General features: G+C 65.9%; 16 protein-coding genes. 7 read left to right on the forward strand and 9 right to left on the reverse strand.

The window, feature by feature from the left end:
* Nucleotide 1 precedes the first annotated feature (1 nt).
* The 3 genes from HII28_RS06980 to HII28_RS06990 form a co-directional block, all read right to left on the reverse strand.
* Nucleotides 2-385, reverse strand: a complete 384-nt coding sequence (locus tag HII28_RS06980; protein ID WP_170024736.1) for a nuclear transport factor 2 family protein — start codon at nt 383-385, stop codon at nt 2-4.
* 131 nt (nt 386-516) lie between these two features.
* Nucleotides 517-1,434, reverse strand: coding sequence for an NADP-dependent oxidoreductase (locus HII28_RS06985; RefSeq protein ID WP_170024737.1), 918 nt, complete (start codon nt 1,432-1,434; stop codon nt 517-519).
* Entirely contained in the window at nt 1,431-2,105 is a 675-nt protein-coding gene (locus tag HII28_RS06990) for a TetR/AcrR family transcriptional regulator (RefSeq protein WP_170024738.1), read from the reverse strand. The genes HII28_RS06985 and HII28_RS06990 overlap by 4 nt, the downstream gene beginning before the upstream one ends.
* 226 nt (nt 2,106-2,331) lie before the next feature.
* On the opposite strand from HII28_RS06990, the gene HII28_RS06995 reads away from it, so the two are divergent.
* On the forward strand, nt 2,332-2,760 hold the full coding sequence (locus HII28_RS06995; protein WP_170024739.1) for a hypothetical protein: 429 nt from the start codon (nt 2,332-2,334) through the stop codon (nt 2,758-2,760).
* 58 nt (nt 2,761-2,818) lie between these two features.
* Here the strand turns inward: HII28_RS06995 and HII28_RS07000 are convergent, their stop codons facing one another.
* Genes HII28_RS07000 through folE form a run of 3 tightly spaced genes read right to left on the reverse strand, consistent with a single transcriptional unit; the run spans nt 2,819 to nt 5,915 of the window.
* Complete coding sequence (locus HII28_RS07000; RefSeq protein WP_170024740.1) at nt 2,819-4,048, reverse strand: FAD-dependent oxidoreductase; 1,230 nt, start codon at nt 4,046-4,048, stop codon at nt 2,819-2,821.
* An 11-nt stretch (nt 4,049-4,059) separates the two neighbouring features.
* Nucleotides 4,060-5,172 carry a transaldolase gene (tal, locus tag HII28_RS07005; RefSeq protein WP_170024741.1) on the reverse strand — a complete coding sequence of 371 codons (1,113 nt, stop codon included), beginning with the start codon at nt 5,170-5,172 and terminating at the stop codon, nt 4,060-4,062.
* 47 nt (nt 5,173-5,219) lie between these two features.
* Nucleotides 5,220-5,915: a GTP cyclohydrolase I gene (gene folE / locus HII28_RS07010; RefSeq protein WP_170024742.1), complete on the reverse strand. Its 696-nt coding sequence runs from the start codon at nt 5,913-5,915 to the stop codon at nt 5,220-5,222.
* Between the two features lie 96 nt (nt 5,916-6,011).
* Between folE and HII28_RS07015 the strand changes: the two genes are divergently transcribed.
* Nucleotides 6,012-6,695: a helix-turn-helix domain-containing protein gene (locus tag HII28_RS07015; RefSeq protein ID WP_170024743.1), complete on the forward strand. Its 684-nt coding sequence runs from the start codon at nt 6,012-6,014 to the stop codon at nt 6,693-6,695.
* Between the two features lie 255 nt (nt 6,696-6,950).
* Here HII28_RS07015 and HII28_RS07020 read toward each other — a convergent pair whose 3' ends face one another.
* Together HII28_RS07020 and HII28_RS07025 are read right to left on the reverse strand one after the other, a co-directional pair.
* Nucleotides 6,951-7,679 carry an alpha/beta hydrolase gene (locus HII28_RS07020; protein WP_170024744.1) on the reverse strand — a complete coding sequence of 243 codons (729 nt, stop codon included), beginning with the start codon at nt 7,677-7,679 and terminating at the stop codon, nt 6,951-6,953.
* A gap of 272 nt (nt 7,680-7,951) precedes the next feature.
* Entirely contained in the window at nt 7,952-8,797 is an 846-nt protein-coding gene (locus HII28_RS07025) for a class II glutamine amidotransferase (protein WP_170024745.1), read from the reverse strand.
* A 103-nt stretch (nt 8,798-8,900) separates the two neighbouring features.
* On the opposite strand from HII28_RS07025, the gene HII28_RS07030 reads away from it, so the two are divergent.
* From HII28_RS07030 to HII28_RS07050, 5 genes are all read left to right on the forward strand, one after another.
* On the forward strand, nt 8,901-10,091 hold the full coding sequence (locus HII28_RS07030; protein ID WP_170024746.1) for a glutamate--cysteine ligase: 1,191 nt from the start codon (nt 8,901-8,903) through the stop codon (nt 10,089-10,091).
* 160 nt (nt 10,092-10,251) lie between these two features.
* Nucleotides 10,252-10,587: a hypothetical protein gene (locus HII28_RS07035; protein WP_170024747.1), complete on the forward strand. Its 336-nt coding sequence runs from the start codon at nt 10,252-10,254 to the stop codon at nt 10,585-10,587.
* 120 nt (nt 10,588-10,707) lie between these two features.
* Nucleotides 10,708-11,088 (forward strand): SHOCT domain-containing protein, encoded by a 381-nt coding sequence (locus tag HII28_RS07040; protein WP_170024748.1) that lies wholly within the window; start codon nt 10,708-10,710, stop codon nt 11,086-11,088.
* A gap of 186 nt (nt 11,089-11,274) precedes the next feature.
* Nucleotides 11,275-11,781 (forward strand): hypothetical protein, encoded by a 507-nt coding sequence (locus tag HII28_RS07045; protein ID WP_170024749.1) that lies wholly within the window; start codon nt 11,275-11,277, stop codon nt 11,779-11,781.
* A gap of 125 nt (nt 11,782-11,906) precedes the next feature.
* Nucleotides 11,907-13,271, forward strand: a complete 1,365-nt coding sequence (locus tag HII28_RS07050; protein WP_240977263.1) for a DUF2252 domain-containing protein — start codon at nt 11,907-11,909, stop codon at nt 13,269-13,271.
* A 35-nt stretch (nt 13,272-13,306) separates the two neighbouring features.
* On the opposite strand, the gene HII28_RS07055 is transcribed toward HII28_RS07050, so the two are convergent.
* Complete coding sequence (locus HII28_RS07055; protein WP_170024751.1) at nt 13,307-15,121, reverse strand: glycoside hydrolase family 15 protein; 1,815 nt, start codon at nt 15,119-15,121, stop codon at nt 13,307-13,309.
* Nucleotides 15,122-15,145 lie beyond the last annotated feature (24 nt).

A 15,145-nucleotide genomic window follows, 5' to 3' on the forward strand; every position in this document is an offset into this window, starting at 1 on the left:
GTCACACCCCTGGCGCAATCGCACAGGCGGCGACACAAAGCCAGCTCCCGTGACGCCTCTGGTACACGTCGGTGTACAGCGCCTCCTGCACCGAGCCGTCGGCGATCACCGTGTACCTGGCGCGACCGTGGATCACGGCGACGTCTTCGCCGAGGAAGCGCACCCGGGACTCCTTCAGCGCCAGGTCCTTGAAGGGGCGTGGCCCAGCGATGTATTCCAGGTACTCGTCTCGAGTGCGGGTGACTCCCGGCGTCTGCACGACGAAATCGTCGGAGAGAAGGGTGCGGAAGCGTTCGGCGTCACTGGCCTGATCGGCGGCGTTGTAGTCGAGGTTGAGCCGCTCGAGGATCGCAAGGTCCTCGGTTCTGTCGGTGAGGGTTGTCATGTCTGCTCCTTGGTCGAGGTGTTGGTGGAAGGCAGCCGAGCGATCGGCGCTCCGGACGCGCCGGCGGGTTTGCGGGCGCGACGAATCGCGCGACGTGCGCACAGCACAGTCGCTCCGGTGTCGCCCTGGAATTACGCCCGAACGGTGATGATCGTCTTGCCCTTGTGCCGCTCCGTCGGGTTCAGTGCCGCGAGGGCATCGTCGAGGGGCACGATGGTGCCGATGTTCGTTCGGAACCGCCCGTCGCGCACCCGCTGGACGATCTCGGTGAGCTGCGCTCGATCGGACTCGACCACGAAGTCGACAGCACGCACGTCCTGCGGCTTGTGCTCCGGCGGTCCGACGATGGTCACGAGCACTCCTCCCGCCCGGATGACGTCGGCCGACGCCTTCTGAATGTCGCCGCCGATGACGTCGAAGACGAGGTCGACCTGACCGACGTCCCGCAGGTCGTCGCTTCCGAGGTCGAGGAACTCGTTGGCTCCGAAGTCGAGCGCCGCCTGGCGGTCGGCCGCCCGGCCGGTGCCGATCACGTAGGCGCCCGCCTCGCGTGCCAGCTGTGCGACAGCGGATCCGACCGCGCCTGCGGCTCCGTGGGCGATGACGGTCTGGCCGGACCGAAGATGTCCGTGCTGGAAGAGGCCCTGCCATGCGGTCAGGCCGGAGATGGGCAGGCTCGCGCCTACCGTGAAGTCCACGTCGCCGGGCAGCGGTGCCAGATTGCGCGACTCGACGGCCGTGTACTCGGCCAACGTGCCGTCGCGGTGCCAGTCGGTGATCCCGAAGACCCGTTGACCGAGCGAGAGGCCCGTTGTGCCGTATCCCAGTGCTGAGACCACTCCGGCGAACTCGTGACCGATGACCGCCGAGGTGCGGTCGTGACCGGCGCGGTCCGCCCAGGTCGATGGCCACTCCCACTCTGCGGGCACGAACCCCGACGCGTGCACTTTCACGACGACGTCGTTGATAGCCGGTTTCGGCTCGGGCAGCTCCGTCAACGTCATACCCGCGCCGTCGGCGGCGCGATCCGTCACGATGATCGCCTTCATCGGTTCCTCCTTGTGGCGGTGGTCGTTCCGCTGCTCTCGCCTGTGTCGGAGAGCAGTTGCAGATGCGCCAGCGCCATGTCGACGGCGGAGGCCATCGGGGCGACGTCACGCGCGGTCTGAGCGAGCAGATAGCCGCCCTGCACCGCAGCCACGAATCCCGTGGCCAGCTGCACGACATCGGCGTCGGACGGGATCGTCCCGTTGGCCTGGAAGCGACGGAGCATGTCTTCGAACAACTCTTCCCAGGCTATGAAGAGCGCTTGCAGCTGCGCCCGCGCGACCACGTCGTGATCGGCCACCTCGTTCGCCAACGAGCCCAGCGGGCATCCGTATCGGCCGTTCTCCAACGCGTTGTGCGCGATGAGTCCGTCGCGCCAGCGCCGCAGACCAGCGAGCGACTTCACCGTTCCGAGGCGTTCGCGCTCACCGCCGACCGTTCGCTCGCCCACGAATTCGACGACGGCTCGCACGAGCGCCGGCTTGTCGGCGAAATGACGGTACAGCTGCGACTTGCTGACGCTGCTGGCAAGGACGACATCGTCCAGTGTGACTCCGCCGACGCCACGAACGCGCATCAACTCGGCTGCAGCGAAGACGATCCGAGACCGTGTCTGGGCGCCACGCGCCGTCAATCGCACCGGTGATGCCACGGTGGTCGTGCTCTCTGCCATGCATTCATGATAGCTCAAACTGGACGAAATGGTCCTGTTTTGATGATGGTCGCGCCGGTACACGTAAAAGGGCGATCAGGGTGCACCAGTTGCCCCGCTCACCTCCCGGCGCCGACCACTTCGACTCCATCCACTGCTTGGAGTGAAAGTTCCTCAAGATTCGCTCAAGATTTACACCCCTTAAAAGGGGGTAGAGACGTGTGTAATCGGGGTACAGACTCGCCCTATGCAAGCGAACGAATGGCCGACCGACCGCTCGAAGAGCTTGGGTGAGTCGAACGAATTCGAACTGGATTTCACCGACGTGGCTTTCGGAGCCGACCTCCTTGCCGTGAAGCTCCCCAAGACCTGCGACCACGTTGTCGCCGGCCGCCGACTCATCGTCACGTCGGTGGAGTTCTGGACGACACGAGCGGTGATCCGCTACACCTGGCCCATGTTCGAATCGCACAGAGGGCCTCTCGCAGCAGGCGTCGACTGGCGCTGGGTCGTCGACCAGGATGGCGTCGACTACGGAATCAGCGGCGGCGGTGCACGCTCAGTCGGGATTGCGAGCGACGCGTTCATCTCGACCGCCGACCCGGTGCCCGCCGACGTCCAGTGCCTCACCGTCACACTTCCAGAAGGCTCCCTCACCGTGGAGCTGTGCGGCTGATCGGCGTCGTGCTCCGACGTCACGATCCGTCGCCCCGGCGATGCGAGGGTGGCGACGGTCAGAGGTCGCCGTACGGAACAGCAGGATCCGTGAGGCGATCGGCATCCACCGCACGGCCGCTCGCGATGATCGGCTTCAGCTGGTCGATCACGTCCCAGACATTGACGTTCATCGCCGCGAGCATCCGGCTGTCAGCATCGAGCCAGAACGCCACGAACTCGCGCTTCTCCAGGTCTCCGCGCACGAGCACACGAGACTCGACGCCGCGCGGCGCGAACCCGATGTACTCCATGCCGAGGTCGTACTGGTCGGTGTAGAAATACGGCAGCTCCTCGTACTGCTCGTCGCCGCCCAGAAGCGCGGCGATCGCCGCCTTGGGCTGGTTCAGTGCATTCGCCCAGTGCTCAACCCGCACGCGCTGCTTCAGGAGCGGATGCTCGTGGTTGGCTATATCACCGACTGCGTAGACATCGGGGTCGCTGGTGCGCAACGACGCATCGACCAGCACTCCGTTGTCCACATCCAGTCCGGCTTGCTGGGCGAGCGTCACATCCGGCGCGACGCCCACCCCGATCACCACGGCGTCCGCCTCGATAGTGTCACCGTCTTCCAGGCGCACACCACTGGCACCGCCATCCGCCGTCACGATCTCGGCGATGCGGGCGTCGAGCCGCAACTCGACGCCGTGCTCGCGATGCAGAGCGACGAACACCCGAGCAAGCTCCGAGCCGAGCACGGCCAGCAGCGGCAGCTCGGCGGCCTCGATCACCGTCACGTCGGTGCCCGCCGCCCGCGCGGCGGCCGTCACCTCGAGACCGATCCAGCCCCCGCCGATGACGGCGAGCTTCTTCCCCTGACCGAACGTCGCCCGGATCGCCTCCGCGTCTTCCACCGTGCGCAGGTAGTGCACGCCGCTCGCGTCTGCTCCCGGAATCGGCAGGTGCCGAGGAACGGACCCCGTCGCGAGCACCAGCTTGTCGTAGTGCAGCGGGCTGTCGTCATCCAGCAGCACGTCGTGCCTCTCGCGGTCGATGCTGCCCACCCGGATGCCGAGCCTGAGATCCACACCGTGTTCCGCGTACCACTCCCCAGGATTCACCAGGGCCTCATCGAACGACGACTCGCCGGCCAGAAGACTCTTCGACAGCGGCGGTCGTTCGTACGGCAGGTGCGGCTCGGCGGCGACCAGCGTGACACGGCCGCGGAACCCGATGTCGTGAAGTGCTTCTGCGGCCTTTCCGCCTGCCAGGCCGCCGCCGACGATGACGACGTGCTCGGGACTGCTCATGATGTTCTCCTTCAATGGTGTGCGGATTCGGACAGCGCCGACGCGAGATCGGCCGCGACCCCGACCCACGCCGCTGTGAATGCGGCGATCGCGTCGCGCTCCAGACCGGTGACGACGTCGTCGTAGTCGACTCCGACCTCTGCCAACTCCCTCAGCACGGCCTCGGCTTCCTCATATGTGCCATAGATGGAGTCGGCGGGGATGACACCGTGGTCGGCGACCGCGAGCATCGTCGCTTCCGGCATGGTGTTCACGACTCCGCGCGCGACGAGCTCCGTGACATAACGGGTGTCGGGATACGACCGATCCTTCACCGACGTCGAGGCCCAGAGCGGGCGCTGCGGCCGAGCACCCGCCGCGGCGAGCGCGCGCCACCTGGGCGAGGCGAGCATCCGCTCGTACGTCCGGTAGGCCAGTCGGGCGTTGGCGATCGCTGCTCGACCCCTGAGCCGCGCGGCCCGTTCGCCGCCGATGCGATCCAGCCGGGCATCCGTCTCGGTGTCGACGCGCGACACGAAGAAGGATGCGACGGATTCGAGGCCGCGCAGGTCACGTCCGGCATCCCTCGCCCGCTCCATTCCACTGAGGAAGGCGTCGATCACCTGGTCGTAGCGCTCGAGCGAGAAGATCAACGTCACGTTGATGCTGATGCCGTCCTCGAGGCAGGCGGCGATGGCGGGAAGCCCCTCGAGCGTTGCCGGGATCTTGATGAAGAGGTTCGGCCGGTCGACCATCCACCACAGGGCGCGCGCCTCGGCGATCATGCCGACCGCATCGTGCGCAAGTCGGGCTTCGACCTCGATCGACACGCGACCGTCGATACCGTCGGTGGCGTCGTACGTGGAACGGAGCACGTCGCATGCCGCGCGCACGTCGTGAGCGGTCAACTCGCGCAGCGCCTCTCCCGTGTCCGCACCCCGCGCGGCCAGTTCGCGCACCTGAGCGTTGTAAACGTTCGAGGACTGGATCGCCTTCGCGAAGATGGAAGGGTTCGTCGTCACCCCTGACACCTGTCGCTCCTGGACAAGCGTTCGGAGGCTTCCCGAGCTCAGGCGATCGCGACTCAGGTCGTCCAACCAGATGGAAACGCCGGCGTCGGTGAGCTTCAGCAACCGGTCCGTCATCGTCCTTCTCCTCTCATCCGCCGCGACAGCCCACGTACCGCGCTCGACTACACGGTGGCGCCGGCGAGAGCGAGGAACTCCTGACGCGAACGCGGATCCTCGCGCAATTGGCCGAGCAAGGTGGAAGTGATCGTGCTCGCGCCGATGGCACACGCCCCGCGAAGAGTCATGCACGAGTGTTCCGCCGTGATGACGACCCCGACCGCGCGCGGGTCGAGGTTGTCCTGGAGCCAGTCGGCGACCTGCTTCGTCAAACGCTCCTGCGTCTGAGGACGCCTGGCGAAGTGCTCGACGATCCGGGCGAGCTTCGACAGGCCGACGATGCGCTCCCCCGGCAAGTACCCGACCGATGCGCGACCCACGAAGGGCAGCAGATGATGCTCGCAGATCGAGTGCACCGGCACGTCACGCACGACGACCAGCTCGTCGTAGCCTTCGTCGTTGGGAAACGTGGTGAACTCGAAAGGCAGTGGGGTGATCATCTCCGCCCACGCCCTGGCCATACGGCCGGGTGTGGCCCTGAGATGCTCCGCATCCAGCGAGATGCCAAGGGCTTCCAGAAAGTCCTCCGCAGCCGCCTCGGCCCGGTCGAGATCGGGCTCGCTCAACCCGCTGCCCACGTAGGTACGGGCATTGCCCGGCTCAACCGCACGCAGCCGCGAGCCCGACGAGACGGTGGGTACCGGGCGCAGGGATGAACTCGCCGACAGCGGCTCCGAATCGGTCCAGATCGACTCTGACATGCCGCACTCCTCTATAAGCAACGATGATTACTTTTAGAATTCCACCGCGCGGCGCTTTCGTCAAGGTAGATTGGTGTTAGAAGCGGGGTGCACGGCATGGACAGCTCACACGTGAACACGGATCTCGCCGAGCTCGGTCTGTTGGCCGATGACGCCCGGCGCCGCCTCTACGACTTCGTCGCCGGTCACGGCGCCCCCGCCACACGCGAGGAGGCCGCCAAGGCCACCGGCATCGGCCGGACTCTCGCCGCCTACCACCTGGACCGCCTCGCCCAAGCCGGACTTCTCGACGTGAGCTACGCGCGCTCGAACGGACGAACCGGACCCGGCTCCGGCCGACCCGCGAAACGGTATTCCCGACCGCAACGCGAAGTGGCCGTGAGCCTGCCACCGCGCAATTACAGCCTCCTGGCCGAGATCCTCGCCACAGCCGCAGAGAGCGCACCATCGGGCGAGTTCATGGCGGCTCTCGCGCACGCCGCCGAGCATGAAGGCAAGAACCTCGGCAAAGAGGCCGAATCCATCCCGGCGGCGCTCACCACAGCGGGCTACGAGCCCGTCGAACGGGACGACGGCACGATCGTGCTGCAGAACTGCCCGTTCCACAGCGTCGTGCAGGATCACACCGACCTGGTTTGCACCCTCAACAGAGCCTTCATCCAGGGCACCCTCGAAGGCACGGACAACGATCCCGACCGCGCAGAGCTCTCCCCCTGCGACGGACGATGCTGCGTGATCATCCACGCCGACGGTCACGGGTCACCACCCGACGCCCCCTGAACCGCTGTCCGGTCCTCACGACGGCACCGGCACCGCGACCCGCCCGCGTCCCCGCGCTGGAGCTCTAGCCGCGCGAGGGCCAGGTCTTCCCGCGACTCCGTCCGAACGTCGGATTCATCGACGAAGGTGCCGACCGGCGCAGTACTCCTCGAACCGGCTTCGAGCCTTTCGTTTGATATCCGGGCGCCGGTCGATGACAGCGGAAGAACAAGCGCGGTGGCCACGGTCCGGTCGTGCGGACCGTGGCCCGATCCGTCAGTCGCCTACCGTGGCTGCGGCCGCGAGGATCGCGTCGATGGCTGCCTGCGGGTGGGACAGCATCGACACGTGCGACCCGTCGACCTCGCTGATGGTCGCGCCGGCACGCTCCGCCATGCTGCGCTGCGTCGCGGCGGGGATGACCTTGTCGGCCAGACCGATCACCGCCCAACTCGGAATCGTCTTCCAGGCGGTCGCAGCGGTCGGCGCCGTGTTCGCGGACAGGGTGATCGGACGCTGTCCTGCCAGGATGAGTCCCCGGTCGACTTCGGAGAGGTCCTGGGCGAAGTAGTCGAACACCGTCTTCCGCTTGAGGAAGGCGTCCGCGTCTCCTTCGGGAGCTCCCGGATAGCCGGCGATGTCGAACACGACGCTCGGATCGGGGATGTCGAACGCCGAGCCGGAGCCCCCGAGGATCTGGAAGACAGTCTCACCTTCGTCAGGGATGAACGCGTCCACATAGACGAGCGCACGCACGTCCCCTCCCGCCGCTCCGGCGTTCGTGATCACGACCCCACCGTACGAGTGGCCGACCAGCACAACCGGACCGCTGGTCCGCTGGGCGAGGAACGAGGAGACGTAGGCGGCATCGGATGCCACGCCGCGCAATTCGTTCGTCGGTGCGAGCACCTCGAATCCTTGGCTCTGCAGTTCCGTGATGACGGGATTCCAGCTCGAGGCGTCGGCCCAGGCTCCGTGGACGAGGACGATGGTGGGCTTGCTCATGACGCATCCTTTGTTCGATCGGTTCGGTGATCGACGCAGGAGTGGTGCTGGCTGTACTGCGTCGGTTCGGACGGTGCGATTGCACACCAGGAGACAGATCAGACCGGTGCGGACCGAGCCTTTCAGGGCTGTGGTGACCCGCTGCCGGTCGTGGCCGTGCGCAGGAGACGCGCGAGAAATCCTCGCTTTTGCAGACTATACGGGGCGGCGGAACTGCACCAGGTCGACCTCGGGCATCGGTCGGCGAACGCCGCACAGTCGAGTGGACCCCGTCAGTCGCGTGAGGGGTCGTCGAGGAACGGGTGGTGCTCGTAGCTTCCGTCGTTGAGGATGACGGCGGTGGACTCTGGGACTTCTTTGAAGACTCCCGGGAGGTCGTTCAAGGGTTCCGAGACGACGAGTTGGGCCTTGTCGCCGAACTCCTCGAACTGCTTCATGTCCGGATACATCTCACGCACTATCGGTGCGTCGACAGAATGGAAAAGGCTTCGCGACCGGCCGGCTGACGAGTAGCGCACGGCCCAGATCGTCGAGCCATCCGAGATCGCCACGGTGCCTTGCATCGGGAAGGCGATGCCGGCCTCGCGGCCCACTTTCTCGACTGTCTGGATCGCCGCACCGAGGCCGGCGATCGGATCGTCTTGCAGTCCGAGCGAGAGGGCCAGGTAGAAGAGGACCTCGGAGTCAGTGGTGCCGATGATCTCGGGATACAGCGATGGATCGACGGCGAAGGTCAGATCGCGCTTGATCATGCCGAAGTCCGCGATGGCGCCGTTGTGCATGAAGAGCCAATGCCCGTACCGGAAGGGATGGCAGTTGGACTGCTGGATGGGAGGCCCGGCCGCCGCGCGTACATGGCTGAAGAACAGCGGGCTGGTGATCGTCGTCGTGAGTTCGCGGAGATTCGTGTCATTCCACGCCGGCTCCGTGCTGTGGAAGATAGCCGGCTTCGAGCCCATGCCGTCCGTGGGATACCACCCGACTCCGAACCCGTCGCCGTTGACCGTCTCTGCCCCGAGCGGGGAGTTCAGGGACTGAGCGACGAGTGAATTCTTCGCGTCGAGGATCACGAGCGACGGCTTCAGCGGTTCACCGGAATATGCCAACCATCTACACATGATGGGCTCCTTTGACTGTCGCAATTCTATTGACGCTCAGGTCCGCCTGAAAGGGATCCGACCATTTTGACGAATGCTCACAGCCGCCGCGCATACTTCGTGTATGAGAACGTTCGGGGTTGAGGAGGAGATGCTCCTGGTCGACGTGGACTCCGGTGTGCCGCTTCCGGTCGCCCAGCTCGCTCTCGCTGCGGCGCACGCTCCGAGCGCGGGACCGAAGGCGGAGACGGAGATCCATCAGGAGATGCTCGAGGTGCAGACGCGGCCGCAAGTGAACGCGTCAGGGTTGCTCGCCGACGTGACCGCCGGCCGCGCGATGGCCGATTCCCTCGTCGAGCCGTTCGGGGCACGCGCAGTGGCACTCGGAATGTCGCCGCTTCCGTGCAAGCCGCATCCGACCAGGAGTCCGCGCTATCAGGAGATGGTCGGCCGGTACGGAGAAGTCGGACGCAACACCCTCGTGTGCGGGCTGCACGTTCACGTGCGAATCGACTCTCGCGACGAGGGCGTCGCCATCCTGGATCGCATTCGAAATTGGGCGCCCGTCCTGCTGGCGCTCAGCGCCAACTCCCCGTTCGCGAACGGAATCGATACCGGCTACGCCAGCTACCGCTTCAGCGCCTGGCATCAGTGGCAGAGCGCCGGCCCAGCGGACGTGTTCGGTTCCACCGAGGCGTACGACGGGTTCGAGCGCGAAATGCTCGCAACGGACGTGATCATGGACCCCGGGATGCTGTATCTCGACGCCCGCCTGTCGCGAAGGCATCCGACGATCGAAGTCCGCGTCGCCGACGTTTGTCTCGATGCGCGAGACACGGTCCTCATCGCGGCGCTGGTGCGTGCCCTGGCGGACACGGCGGCCGCAGAATGGCGACGGGGAATCCCGCCCGTGTCGACCTCGTCGGCAGCTCTGAGGCTCGCCGAGTGGCAGGCGGCACTGACGGGCATCACCGGTCGTCTGCCGAATCCTGAGAGTCCAGGGTCAGCACCTGGGGCCGATGTCGCCGCTGCGTTGCTGGCACACGTCGAGACCGCTCTGACCGTCAACGGCGACCTCGGCACGGTGCAGGACGGACTGGCGCGCGTGCTGCACGACGGCGGGGGATTCCAGAAGCAGCGCGCCGTGCACGATCGGGAGGGAAGCTTCGCCGACGTGGTGACCAGAGCCGTCGAGATCACTCATGCTGCGAGTCGGCCGAATGACTCGGCCCGCCCGAACCGGGGCCCCACCGGCAGTGTGAACCCGGCCGGGGTACGACGCACCTCCCCCGCTGTCGTCCGCGGAGTCGAGTAGCGCTTACCGCGAGGGCACGATCCGGTCCGAGCAGGTCCAGACGTCACGCCGGGATTGCGATCGGAGCCACGTGATTCGGTCTTAGTTGAGTTACCCTCATCTCAGACAACCCGAGTACGACCGCCCTGGACGGGGCGATCCGCAGCTTTTGGGGGTCGGAGTGGCGGATTCCACGAATGGTCGTCAGTCGGCCTTGTCGTCGCCGAGCGGAGCCGCTGAGCTGGACGACCGCACTCGCTCGCCGGGTTCCTCCCCGTCGCCGGACGATGGCCCCCTGCAGCGGCATCGCACACCCCCGCTGTGGCTGGTCTTGGTCGTCGGCGCCATCCTCGCCATCGTGCTCGGACTCTGCGCCGGCTGGTTGAGCGGATGGCTCGGCCAGCGCGCGACCGCTGCCGGGTGCGACACGGCCGTTGAAGCCTGCGACACGATCCAGCCGGTCCACGAGGTGCCGCCCTCGATTGCGACCATCCAGGACGCCGCTCTCCGGCGCTGACCGGTCGGGGCGTCACTTCACCATCCCGAATCGCGTACCGCGGCATTCAGATGCCAACTCAACACGAACACGAACACGAACCACAAACCGCAACCGTGAACCACGAAAGGACCGCGCACCATGAACTTCTGGGACTTCATCTGGTGGATGCTCTGGGTCTACGTCTTCATCGCGTACCTGTACGCGCTATTCGCGATCCTGCGCGACATCTTCAGGGATCCGCACCTCAACGGATGGCTCAGGGCCGTGTGGATCATCTTCCTGATCTTCGTCCCGTTCCTCACCGCCCTCATCTACGTGATCGTGCGCGGGAGGGGTATGGCCGAACGCTCCGCCGCTTCCCAACTGGCCTCGCGACAGGCGAGCGACGCCTACATCCAACAGGTTGCGGGCACCGGCAAGAGCCCGTCGGAGGAGATAGCGGCCGCCGCGAAGCTCCGAGCCGATGGCACGATCACCCAGGACGAGTACGAGCGGCTCAAGGCCAGAGCCATCGGCTGATCATTCCACCCGTGTCTTCGGGGTCGTAGCATCGACAGCACATGGTGGCGGTCGCGGGTATCACCGCGGTCGCCACCGGAACGGGCGCGCTCGCCGGCCCCGCGTGACGCCTCAGAAGGGGCACCGGCTGCGCCAAGGGGCGATCGGGGTGGGCAGATGACGTCTCGGCACACGGTGGGGGACCAGATGACAGCGAACGACACCGCCGAGACCGGCTTCCGCGCCGTCATCATGTCGGAGGACTCGATCTACGGGCTCATCCTGGTGACCGGCATGATCGTGCTGAGCAACAGCCTCGCCAGCACCTCGCTCAACGCCCTCCTCACGGTGGTGGTGACGGTGATCGTCTTCTTCGCTGCGCATGTCTACTCGCGCACGATCGCCCACATGGCCACGAGCCGCGGCCACGGAAACCTCTGGATCAGCTTGGGCGCCGCGGCCGCTGGCACGGTCGGCATGCTCGTCGCCTCCGTGATCCCGCTCGTCATCCTGTTGCTCGGGGTGAGTCATTTCATCGACGACGACACGGCGATCTGGACCGCCGTCATCGTCGACACGGTGCTGTTGGGAATCCTCGGATGGTTCGCCGTCGCGCGCTGGACTCCGCACTTCTGGGCCAGGATCTCCAGTGCCCTCGTCACGGCGGCGTTCGGCGGCGTCCTGGCGCTGCTCAAGGCCGTCGTCCATCACTGATCGAACGCCCCGATTTCTGGCGCCGGGCTGCGAGCCGCCGACTGGATGACAACCGAGGGATTCTCATCCGGACCTGTCCCACCGCCACGGCGAGAGTTACCATGAGCGCGAGCAGGAGGCGGGATATGACCTCAATCGGGACCCCGCTCAGCGAGGCCGACCTCTTCGAGGCCGGACGCGCAGCGCGGGAACAGGTACCACGCTCGGCACAGGCGGAGTACCAGCCGCCGCCCGGCCGCGATCCCCTCGGCATTCTGCGGACACAGCACGAGTCCCGATTGCCCTGGCTCGTCGAACTGCGCATCGAGCGGATGAGTTCCGATCCGTTCGCCTTCTATCGCGGCACTGCGGCGATCCAGGCGGCCGATCTGCACGCCGGGCCGAACTCCGGGGCCGAGGTGATCATCTGCGGCGACGCCCATCTCAGCAACTTCGGAATCTTCCGGTCGCCGGAACGCGCCATGGTGTTCGACATCAACGACTTCGACGAGGCCTTCAGCGGACCGTGGGAATGGGACGTCAAGCGCCTGCTCACGAGTGTCGTGCTTGCCGGACGGTCGCTCGGCATGCCGCCTGCCGACCTGAAGGCTGCGGTCGTCGACGCGGCGCGGATGTATCGGGACGGTCTGCGGAACGCTTTGAACCTCCCCCTTTACGGTCGCTACTTCACCCCGACGGACATGTTCCGCCGGCAAACGCTCGACCCCGACTTCGAACGGATGGTGAAACGCACTCTGAAGCAATCCGAGAAGCGCACGAGCGCACGAGTGGCCAGCAGGACGCTGGAGGAAGACGCCGACGGCTCGCTGCGATTCGTCGAGCAGCCGCCGATCCTCACCAGACTCGAACCCGAGATGCGGCCGCTGATCGACCAGGTCTTCGAGTCGTATCGCAGATCGTTGCCGCCGAACATCGCGCTCATGCTCTCGCAATACACGGTGGTGGATGTTGCGCGCCGCGTGGTCGGCGTCGGCAGCGTGGGCACGCGGTGCTTCATCATCGCGCTGGCCGATCCGACGGGTGATGTGCAGATCCTTCAGTTGAAGGAAGCGAACCTCTCCGTCATCGAGGAGTTCGGACACGTCCCGCCGGCGTTCGGCTATCTCGACGCCGAACTGCAGACAGAGCACCAGGGCTACCGCGTCGTCGGTTGCCAGCGAATCCTGCAGGCGGTCTCCGACCCGTTCCTCGGCTACCTCAACCTCGAGCAGTACAGCTTCTACATGCGCATGTTCCGCAATCGCAACGCATCCTTCGAGATCGCGGCCATGAACCGCAACCAGTTCACGACCTACGCGCAGGCCTGCTCGGTGGTACTCGCGCGCGCCCACGCTCGATCGCCGAAGGCGTCCTACGCCGCCGGGTACATGGGAAAGGGCGACTCCTTCGCGCGCGCGGTGGCGGAATGGTCGCACGCATACGCCGTCCAGGCGGAGATCGACTACGACCTCTTCGCACAGGCCGCCCGCGACGGCTACTACGCCGCCTAGGAGGCCGGACCCGAATCAGACCATGAACTGCTCGATCAACGCGTTCCACGGGCGGTCAGGGCCTTGTCAAGGCTCAGTGCCGCCCTGATCAGCGCGAGATGCGTGAACGCTTGGGGGAAGTTGCCGAGCTGCAGCCCGGTCGGATCGATCTCCTCGGCATATAGCCCGACGTGATTGCCGTAGGTGAGCATCTTCTCGAACGCATACTGTGCCTCGTCGAGCTTGCCCGCGTCGGTCAGCGCGCACACGTAGAAGAACGAGCACAACGAGAACGTGCCCTCCTCACCAGGCAATCCATCGGGTGAAGCCGACGGGTTGTAGCGGTATACGAGGCTATCGGTCACCAGCTCCTCGCCGATCGCGCCGAGCGTCGACAGCCACATCGGATCCTGTGGCGAGATCATCCCGACGAGCGGCATGAGCAGCGTGATGGCATCGACGACGTCGGTGCCCGGATGCTGAGTGAACGTCTTGCGCTCCGGATTCCAGCACTGCGTGAACACCTGTTCGTATATCGCGTCGCGAGCCGAGATCCACCGCTCCAACGGCGCCGGCCGTCCCCGGTCGCGGGCGAGCTTGATCGCCCGATCGAACGCCACCCAGCACATGATGCGTCCGTACGTGAAGTCCTTGCGGCCTCCGCGCGTCTCCCAGACGCCCTCGTCCGGCTGGTTCCAGTTGTCGGCGAGCCAGTCCATGATGCCGACGAGTTTGGTCCATCCCGGATGCCCGATCGGTCGATACCGCTCGGCGATCCAGAGAGCGTCCATCATCTCGCCGTAGATGTCCAGCTGCAGCTGATCGGCCGCCCCGTTGCCGATGTTCACCGGTGTGGAGCCCGCGTACCCTTCGAAGCCGTCGAGCTTCAGCTCCTCCAGCTCGGAGGAGCCGTCGATCCGGTACATGATCTTGAGCGGTCCGGATCCCTCCCCCGCCTGCTCCGCGACCCGGTCGGAAGCCCACAGCGAGAACGCGATCGCCTCCTCCTTGTATCCGAGGGCGAGCAGCGAATACACGGAGAACGAGGCGTCGCGGATCCACGTGTATCGGTAGTCCCAGTTGCGGACGCCGCCGAGTTGCTCGGGGAGCGCGGCTGTCGGAGCGGCGACCAGTGCACCTGATGGTGCGTACTGAAGCAGCTTGAGAACCATGGCCGACCGTTCGACGTCCTCTCGCCAGCGCCCTGAATAGTCCATGCGTGAGAGCCAATCCCGCCAGAACGCGACCGTCTCATCGAACAGTCCTCTGCCGAGGTCCTCCTCGAAGTCGCTCGGGTAGTCGGGCTCGGTCTCGAAGGCGACGACCCGCAGATCTCCCTCCCGCAACGTGAACTCCGTGTCGACATCGTCGTCGCGAAGGCCCTCCGAACCGACGCCGTAGAGGACTGCGCTCGTGGACTCGTCGGCGAAGCGCACGGTGCGCTCCGACGCCACGGCCGTGTGCCGGCTGCGCCCGTAGTCGAATCGCGGCCTGCACTCCAGTCGGAAGGTGAGTGATCCGCGGACGACTCGTATGCCGCGCACGATCATGCGGCGCGAGGTCGCCACAGTGGGTTCATCGCTGACCGGCATGAAGTCGATCACCTCGCCAACGCCGTCCTCACTCATGAAGCGAGTGATCAGCACGGCGGTCTGCGGGAAGTACATCTGCCTCACTCGCACCGTCTCGCCGAGGGCGTGTATGCGGAAGAAGCCGCCTTTCTCCCGATCGAGCAGGGAGGCAAAGATCGAAGGGGAATCGAAACGTGGCGCGCAGAACCAGTCGATCGCACCCGCCGTCGAGACCAGTGCCACCGACTGCAGATCTCCGATCAGGCCATGGTCGGCGATGTCGGGAAATGGATCAACCATGATGCGTCTTCCTTCTCCCGGGCT

Source organism: Planctomonas sp. JC2975, assembly GCF_012985205.1.
Classification (GTDB): Bacteria; Actinomycetota; Actinomycetes; order Actinomycetales; family Microbacteriaceae; genus Humibacter.

Excerpts from the sequence above, each read along its gene's own strand:
- HII28_RS06980 (WP_170024736.1), bottom strand. The coding sequence starts at position 385 with ATGACAACCCTCACCGACAGAACCGAGGACCTTGCGATCCTCGAGCGG.
- HII28_RS06985 (WP_170024737.1), bottom strand. The coding sequence starts at position 1,434 with ATGAAGGCGATCATCGTGACGGATCGCGCCGCCGACGGCGCGGGTATG.
- HII28_RS06990 (WP_170024738.1), bottom strand. The coding sequence starts at position 2,105 with ATGGCAGAGAGCACGACCACCGTGGCATCACCGGTGCGATTGACGGCG.
- HII28_RS06995 (WP_170024739.1), top strand. The coding sequence starts at position 2,332 with ATGCAAGCGAACGAATGGCCGACCGACCGCTCGAAGAGCTTGGGTGAG.
- HII28_RS07000 (WP_170024740.1), bottom strand. The coding sequence starts at position 4,048 with ATGAGCAGTCCCGAGCACGTCGTCATCGTCGGCGGCGGCCTGGCAGGC.
- tal (WP_170024741.1), bottom strand. The coding sequence starts at position 5,172 with ATGACGGACCGGTTGCTGAAGCTCACCGACGCCGGCGTTTCCATCTGG.
- folE (WP_170024742.1), bottom strand. The coding sequence starts at position 5,915 with ATGTCAGAGTCGATCTGGACCGATTCGGAGCCGCTGTCGGCGAGTTCA.
- HII28_RS07015 (WP_170024743.1), top strand. The coding sequence starts at position 6,012 with ATGGACAGCTCACACGTGAACACGGATCTCGCCGAGCTCGGTCTGTTG.
- HII28_RS07020 (WP_170024744.1), bottom strand. The coding sequence starts at position 7,679 with ATGAGCAAGCCCACCATCGTCCTCGTCCACGGAGCCTGGGCCGACGCC.
- HII28_RS07025 (WP_170024745.1), bottom strand. The coding sequence starts at position 8,797 with ATGTGTAGATGGTTGGCATATTCCGGTGAACCGCTGAAGCCGTCGCTC.
- HII28_RS07030 (WP_170024746.1), top strand. The coding sequence starts at position 8,901 with ATGAGAACGTTCGGGGTTGAGGAGGAGATGCTCCTGGTCGACGTGGAC.
- HII28_RS07040 (WP_170024748.1), top strand. The coding sequence starts at position 10,708 with ATGAACTTCTGGGACTTCATCTGGTGGATGCTCTGGGTCTACGTCTTC.
- HII28_RS07045 (WP_170024749.1), top strand. The coding sequence starts at position 11,275 with ATGACAGCGAACGACACCGCCGAGACCGGCTTCCGCGCCGTCATCATG.
- HII28_RS07050 (WP_240977263.1), top strand. The coding sequence starts at position 11,907 with ATGACCTCAATCGGGACCCCGCTCAGCGAGGCCGACCTCTTCGAGGCC.
- HII28_RS07055 (WP_170024751.1), bottom strand. The coding sequence starts at position 15,121 with ATGGTTGATCCATTTCCCGACATCGCCGACCATGGCCTGATCGGAGAT.